General features: G+C 59.3%; 5 protein-coding genes. All 5 read left to right on the top strand.

What is annotated here, in order from left to right; translation table 11 throughout:
* Positions 1-181: 181 nt before the first annotated feature.
* Positions 182-1,222, top strand: a complete 1,041-nt coding sequence (rsmH, locus tag HMPREF3011_RS02025; protein ID WP_070841071.1) for a 16S rRNA (cytosine(1402)-N(4))-methyltransferase RsmH — start codon at positions 182-184, stop codon at positions 1,220-1,222.
* A gap of 65 nt (positions 1,223-1,287) precedes the next feature.
* A complete protein-coding gene (locus HMPREF3011_RS02020; protein WP_070841070.1) occupies positions 1,288-2,118 on the top strand; it encodes a cell division protein FtsL in 831 nt (276 codons plus the stop codon).
* 170 nt (positions 2,119-2,288) lie between these two features.
* Positions 2,289-4,370 (top strand): peptidoglycan D,D-transpeptidase FtsI family protein, encoded by a 2,082-nt coding sequence (locus HMPREF3011_RS02015; protein WP_083327053.1) that lies wholly within the window; start codon positions 2,289-2,291, stop codon positions 4,368-4,370.
* A 138-nt stretch (positions 4,371-4,508) separates the two neighbouring features.
* Entirely contained in the window at positions 4,509-6,083 is a 1,575-nt protein-coding gene (locus HMPREF3011_RS02010) for a UDP-N-acetylmuramoyl-L-alanyl-D-glutamate--2,6-diaminopimelate ligase (protein ID WP_070841068.1), read from the top strand.
* 132 nt (positions 6,084-6,215) lie between these two features.
* Positions 6,216-7,664, top strand: a 1,449-nt coding sequence (gene murF, locus HMPREF3011_RS02005) for a UDP-N-acetylmuramoyl-tripeptide--D-alanyl-D-alanine ligase (RefSeq protein WP_070841067.1), incomplete at its 3' end; no start/stop codon positions are given.

Here is a 7,664-nt window from a genome sequence, read left to right as displayed (position 1 = left end):
GGTTCTGTCAGGCGGGGCCCTGTGAACATCCCCGCTTTTTGTTTAAGCACCGATAGCAGCATTCCCAGTAGTGCACATGAGGTGCGGTCTGGTTGCTGGCGCGGCACTCGTCGTCAAGCAAACCGGGAATACACTCGATAGATTCTCTGACCAGTGCAAACATACCCGGTGAGGAGGGGAAATGAACGGATCGGCGCCTGCGGATGATCGCAAGTCCGGCGAGTTTGGTCATGTCCCCGTTTTGCTTCATCGAGTAACTGATTTGTTGCGCCCGGGCATCGAGGCGCTGGGTGACGACGCAGTAGTTGTCGACGGCACTCTTGGAGCCGGTGGGCACACGGAATATCTGTTGGAGCAGTTTCCGAAGCTCTGCGTTGTTGGACTCGATCGCGATGGCAATGCATTGCGCGGGGCAGAAGAGCGTCTCGCGCGTTTCGGTGATCGCTTTGTAGGGTTCCGTGTGCGTTTCGATTCGCTCGCCGAGGTGCTCAGTGGTGAGATTCCTGCAGCCGCTGGTGGAAGTGGCGCGGAGAACATTCTTGCCCGCGCCGCTGAGAAGGGCATCGCAGGTGCGCTTTTCGATCTCGGTGTTTCCTCGATGCAGCTTGACCAGGTCAATCGTGGATTCGCCTACCGAGTCGACGCCCCGCTGGACATGCGCATGGATGCAAGCCAGGGGATTACCGCAGCGGATGTGCTCAATACCTATTCGCACGGTGATATCGCGCGCATCCTATCGACTTACGGCGACGAGCGCTTCGCCGGCAAGATCGCCTCGGCAATCCTGCGTGAGCGGGAAAAGGAACCATTTACCACCTCCGGCCGTCTGGTTGAGCTGCTCTATGAAACCATTCCGGCGGCATCTCGCCGTAAGGGTGGACACCCGGCCAAGCGTACGTTCCAGGCTCTTCGTATCGAGGTAAATCGTGAGCTTGAAGCTCTCGAAAATGTGCTGCCGCAGGTCTGCGATGCACTCGCAGTCGATGGGCGTGCAGTGTTCATGAGCTACCAGAGCCTGGAAGACCGCATCGTTAAGAAGGACTTTGCGGAGCGTGTGAAGTCGACAACCCCACCGGGGCTCCCGATGGAGCTTCCGGGGCATGAACCGCACTTTGCTCTCATCACGAGAGGTGCGGAGAAGGCGTCGGCAAGCGAAATCGAAGACAACCCCCGAGCCGCGCCGGTACGAGTTCGCTGTATCGAGCGAATTCGAGCCGATTGACCCAACCATTTCCAACCGCACCAAACGCACCCTTCACAATCTAAGTACTGGGAGAACTTTCGAGCATGGCAACGACAATCACGGAGCACGCCCCCACCCGGCGCACGTCCCGCGGCGCGTCTGCAACCGTCGCCGGTGCCAAGACGAAGACTCGTCAGCGCGGTCGCAGCGCCCGCACGGAAAAGGATCTTTATCGGCGTCGGCGGTTTGGGCGCACAGGTTCTCAGCAGGTCATCTCGGTGCGCGGGCGTCGCGTTACGACGTCCTCGAGGGATAGCCACAAGTTTGCCGGTGCGGCTCTAATGATTTTTCTCGTTGTCGCGGGCATCGTGATGGCGATGTTCCTGTCTGGTATTTCGACATCGACATCCTTGCAGCTGGATGCTGCGCAGACCAAGGAAAAGGAGCTGCGTAACCAGCTGGAGGTGCTCGAGCGCGACGTGGCGTACATGAAGTCCACTGGAGCTATCGCTCAGCGCGCCGTGGAAGAGGGCATGGTTAATCCGGAGCAGCCTGCCGTTTTAACTACTGACCCGGAAGGCAAGGTCGTGGAAGTGCGACCGGGCGATGAGAAGCAGCAGAAGATTGTCGACCTCAACAGTGAGTCGCCGAATAATCCGCATGCGCCGTCGTCGAACCCGAAGGACACCGAGAATGTTCCGGGGATGCAGGCACCGGCTATTGAGGAAGCGCATCCACGTCCGAACGGGTTGCCGGCTACTGCTCCGTATGCGCCGCAGAACCACGCACCAGCACCAGCACCAGCACCTGCGCCGGCTCCGGCACCCGCGCCTGAGGCTGAAGCGCCAGCGCCAGCTCCGGAAGCGCCCGAAGCGCCAGCCTCGGTGCCGGAAGCACCGGAAGCACCGGCACCCGAGCCAGCTCCAGCACCGTAGGAACTTAGAAACTAAACACGGCCAAACTGGCCAACTGTCCGATATTCTGGCGGTTCCACTGTTTCTGGTCAGGCGACTGTAGACTAATTAATTCAGTACTCGCGATGGCAGGGAATACCGCCTAACGTTATCGCGCGCGGGAGAATCGACTTAGTAGAAAGCACTAGCGCATGATTCGATCTGAAGACGACTACCCCAACCGTGGAGGGGGGTATGACTTCGGCGAACGTGCTTACCGAATTACATCCCGTGAGCGCAGAGACCAAAGTCGAGTTCGGGATGGTCAGCGCAGCCGGAGGCTCGATGCTAATACCAACCGAAGCGTGCCCCCGCGCGAAAAAATGCGTATTAGTAATAAGGACTTCATCCGGCGTCGCAACTGGCTGCAGTTTATAGGCGCTATCGCAGTCGTAGTGCTGGTCTCCCGTTTGGCTTGGGTGCAGCTCGTCGCAGGTCCTGACCTTTCTGCGGCGGCGCAGAATCAGCGCACGGTGGAAGTTGTTGATGCAGCTCGGCGCGGTGCGATTCTCGACCGTAATGGAGCTCAGCTTGCCTTCACGATGGAGGCACGCAGTATTACCGTGCACCCGAACACTTTGCGCAAGTGGATTGGGGACGCACATAAGCAGCGCCCGGATGATGTCGCTGCCTACGACGAACGCCTCGAGCAGATTGCCAAGGATTTGCCGAAGCTACTCGACGTGGCCGACATCGACGCGGAGAAGTCGGAAAGCAGTCGCCGTCGTCAAGCGGAACCCGAAACCGAGGAGAACTCGGTGATGAGCGCGCCGTCCCGGGTGAGCTCGAAGGACATTCTGGAGAAGCTGCGCAATGAGGACAGCACCTACGAGGTACTCGTGCGTAATGTCGATCCGGACAAGGCCGCCGCCATCGTGAAAAAGTATCCGGAACTGGTGGCGGAGCGTCAGGATATTCGCCAGTACCCGAATGGGGCGACGGCGGCTAACGTCATCGGCAAGATTGGCATGGATGGCGTCGGCCAGTTCGGCTTTGAAGCCTCTCGTGATGCCACTTTGCAGGGTATTAACGGTGGCAAGACCATTGATATCGCCTCCAACGGTGTGGCAATCCCGGGATCCACGCGCGATGTTCACGCGGCTGTGGACGGTACGACATACGAGCTGACCCTGGACCTAGACATGCAGTACTTTGTCCAGCAGCAGGTCAACCAGGCGAAGGCCAACTCGGGAGCGAAAGATGCGTCGGCAGTTGTGCTCGACGCGAAGACCGGCGAAGTGCTAGCAATGGCGCAGGCGGACACGGCTAACCCGAATAAGGATATGGGGGCCGAGCTCGAAGAGGGTCGCACTATCGGAAACTCCGCGGTATCGAACCCATTTGAGCCCGGCTCTGTAGCAAAGATCATTACCGCCGCGGCCGCCATCGAAGATGGCAAGACCACACCCGATGAGGTTATGCAGGTCCCGGGCACTATTGATATGGCGGGTGTCACGGTGCGCGATGCATGGGACCACGGAACGGAAGCTTTCACGACGACCGGTGTATTCGGCAAGTCTTCCAACGTCGGCACCCTAATGCTGGCAGAGCGTTTGGGTCAGGACCGCTTCGCTGAGATGCTGCACCTCTTCGGGCTGGGGCAGTCCACGGGTATCGAGTTGCCCAGTGAATCTTCCGGCTTGGTGCCGCAGCGTCCGCAGTGGTCCGGCGGTACGTTTGCGAACCTGCCCATTGGTCAGGGTATGGCCATGACACTGCTGCAGATGACAGGAGTTTTCCAGGCTATCGCCAACGATGGCGAGCGCATCCCGCCGCGTATGATTCGCTCGACAATTTCCCCGGACGGCACGAAGACGGCAACAGAGCGCCCGGAAACAGTGCGTGTGGTTAGCCCGGAGACGGCCCAAACTGTGCGCGCCATGTTTGAAGGCGTTATGCAGTCTGATCCCACGGGGCAGCAGTCGGGTACCGCTGCCGGCAATAGTATTGAGGGATACTCGCTCACAGGCAAGACAGGTACGGCGCAGAAGGTCGACCCCGACACCGGCGCGTACTCGAATTCCAAGTACCACATCACATTTGCAGGTATCGCGCCTGCCGACGATCCCCGTTTTGTCATTGGCATCATGCTTGATGAACCCCAGCGCGGTGTCCATGGCGAAGGTGGCCAGTCGGCAGCCCCACTGTTTAAGGACATTGCCGCCTGGGCGCTCAATCGCTACAACGTACCGCCGTCGCCACCCCGCGAGGGCAAGTTGTTGCTGCAGCCGTAACGAGGTCACCACCACAATGAAGTTACAGCGACAGCACTAATACACAGACTTTTATTACTTTGGTTTCTGCAAAGTGAATCTCTTGAATTTTTCCAACCTGTTGTACACCAACGACTGACTTGAAAGAGGGAACAGCCAATGACCGCCACCCTTGCGAAATTGTGTAACCTCGCGCATGGCCGACTTGACGGCATTACCGAATCCGCGGCGGCAGGAACGGATATCGCCGCAATCGAACTCAACGCTGCCGACGTACCTGAAGGCGGAATGTTTGCTGCCGTCCCAGGTACTCGCACGCACGGTGCGCGTTACGCGCAGCAGTCGGCTGCTACAGCGATTCTGACTGATGAGGAAGGTCTGAAAATCCTGCGGGAAGCCGGGGAGACTCGCCCAGTCCTGGTCGTCGACGATGTCCGGGCTGTCATGGGGCACGTTGCTGCAGAAATCTACGATCACCCCTCGGATTCACTGACCATCATTGGAGTTACCGGCACCTCTGGCAAGACCACCACGACCTACATGCTGGAGGGCGCGCTGCTGGCAGCTGGATGCTCGACAGGCATCATTGGTACTACCGGCACGCGCATCAATGGCCGTGCCGTTCCGTCGAGCCTGACTACCCCAGAGGCTCCGGCCCTCCAGCGCCTGTTCCACCAGATGCTTTCTGAAGGCGTGACGCACGTTGTCATGGAGGTTTCTTCTCACGCACTGTCGTTGGGGCGTGTCGACGGCGTCAGTTTCAACGTCGGATGTTTCCTCAACCTCTCGCAGGATCATCTGGACTTCCACAAGACCTTGGAAGAGTATTTCCAAGCCAAGGCCAAGCTCTTTGATCCTGCAGGTCCGACACATGCACCGAAGGCTGTCGTGTGCATCGACGACGACTGGGGTGTCCGCATGGCGGATATCGCTGCCGGCGACCCGGATGTCCAAGTCACCACTGTCCATACTCAGCATCGCGTAACCGACAAGATGCCAGCTGCCGAGGTCTTTGCAGAATGGCACGCCGCTGCAGCCACTGTCGCCACTAACGGTGTCCAGCATGTGGAGCTAACGCGAAATAACACTGACACAGTTGAGGTGGAAGTTCCTCTTCCTGGCGCCTTTAACGTTGCCAATTCCGCAGTTGCGTGGTCTGTTCTCGATGCGATTGGGCATGCCAATGACGCGGCCAAGAGCGGCCTGGCACAGGTTCGTGTGCCGGGTCGGATGGAGCGCATCGATCGCGGACAGGACTTCCTGGCTGTAGTGGACTATGCCCACAAGCCAGCCGCAGTAGCTGAGGTGTTGGCCACATTGCGTGCACAGACCGAAGGTCGCGTGTTGGTTGTCGTCGGCGCCGGTGGCGACCGCGATAGCGCCAAGCGTCCAATTATGGGAGCTGAGGCTGCTTGCGGTGCCGATGTCGTCATCATCACCGATGACAATCCACGCTCTGAGGTGCCCTCTGAAATCCGTGCGGCCGTGGTCGCTGGTGCGAAGGAAGCCGTTGCCAGCGGCAAGGCCAGTTCTGACACGGTTGTTGAGGAAATTGGCGGCCGTGGCCAGGCAATTCGCCGTGTCGTCGAGCTCGCCCGCAGCGGCGACAGCATCGTGGTGGCAGGCAAGGGACACGAAACCGGCCAGGATATCGGTGGCGTGATTCACCCGTTCGATGACCGTGAACAGCTGGCCGAAGCACTCACACAGCGACTGGACGGATTCGCTGATTGAGATTGCCGAAATCGCTGAGGAAGCGCACCACCTGACATGCCTACCGCGAACCACTCGCGGTAGGCGAATAAAATCAAGAAATCATCCTTTACTAGGCGCCTGGAACTCTAACCAACAAGGACTATAGACATCATGATTGCCCTGACCGCTGCGGAAATCGCTCACATCGTGGGAGGTGAACTCGTCCACGTCGATGATGACGCCACAGTGACTCAACCCGCAGAATTCGACTCCCGAAAGATCCGCGAAGGCTCGCTCTTCCTAGCCCTGCCGGGCGCGCGGGTCGACGGCCACGACTTCATCGATCAGGCTGTTGCAGCTGGAGCGACGATGGCACTGGCGGCACGAGATGTTGGGCAACCTGCGGTCGTCGTCAAGCCCCTTGGTAAGCAGGACTCCAATGCCGACGCATTTGCACACGATCCGGATGGGTCCGGGGCGGCGGTGCTGGAAGCGCTTGGTAAGTTGGCGCGTTACGTCGTCGACGAGCTGAAGAAGGATCAGCTGCATGTCGTCGGTGTCACGGGGTCAGCGGGAAAGACGTCGACGAAGGACATGATGGCGACGCTGCTGCGTACCGACGGTCCGACGGTGGCACCGAAGGGGTCGTTTAATAACGAAATTGGGCATCCGTACACGGTGCTGCAGTGTACTCCGGAGACGAAGTACCTGGTGGCGGAGATGAGTGCGCGCGGAATTGGGCATGTGGCTCACCTGGCGCGCATCGCACCACCGACGATCGGTGCGGTGCTCAATGTTGGTACGGCGCACCTTGGTGAGTTTGGCTCGCGCGAGGCAATCGCGCAGGCTAAGGGCGAACTCGTGGAAGCGCTGCCGGCTGCGGAGCAGGGCGGTGTGGCCGTACTCAATGCCGACGATGACTACGTCACTGGCATGGCTCCACGTACCCAGGCGAAGGTGGTGTTCTTCTCTGCCGATGAGAACTCCGAACGCCACGCAACCGCGGATTACCGCGCCACGAATGTGCAGCTCGACGATTTTGCTCGTGCGTCCTTTGACCTGCATATACCGGATGGGCGTACATTCCCGATCCAACTGCAGGTCTATGGTGCGCATCAAGTGTCCAATGCCCTGGCGGCGATTGCGGTGGCAGTGGAGTCCGGTATTGATGCTGAGCAAGTCGCAAAGGCGATGGCCGCGCATGTGGCAGCCTCGGAGCGGCGCATGGATGTCCAGCAGCTCACTGGCAATATCGTCGTTATTAACGACTCCTACAATGCCAACCCTGATTCGATGCGTGCGGGGATTGATGCTCTGGCTCGTACAGCAGCTGGCCCAACGCACCAGGACGCCTCATCGTGGGCGGTGCTGGGACAGATGGGTGAGCTTGGCGATTCCGCTGAGAATGAGCACTCGTCACTGGGCGAGTACCTTGTGGGCCGCGGCATCGATCGACTAATTGCAGTCGGAGAGAGTTCTAATGTGCATGCCTTGGCCGACAAAGCGGAAGAGTTGGGGTTAAATACTTCTAGGGTGCCGGATACATCCGCTGCCGCGGAGTTGGTGGCGGCTGAGGTGCGTCCGAACGATGTTGTGTTAGTCAAGGCCTCCTACGCGGAC

It is taken from the genome of Corynebacterium sp. HMSC074C04, from assembly GCF_001838295.1.
GTDB lineage: Bacteria > Actinomycetota > Actinomycetes > Mycobacteriales > Mycobacteriaceae > Corynebacterium > Corynebacterium amycolatum.
The sequence above is the reverse complement of the archived record's forward strand: the minus strand, read 5'-3'. Positions and strand labels throughout refer to the sequence as shown.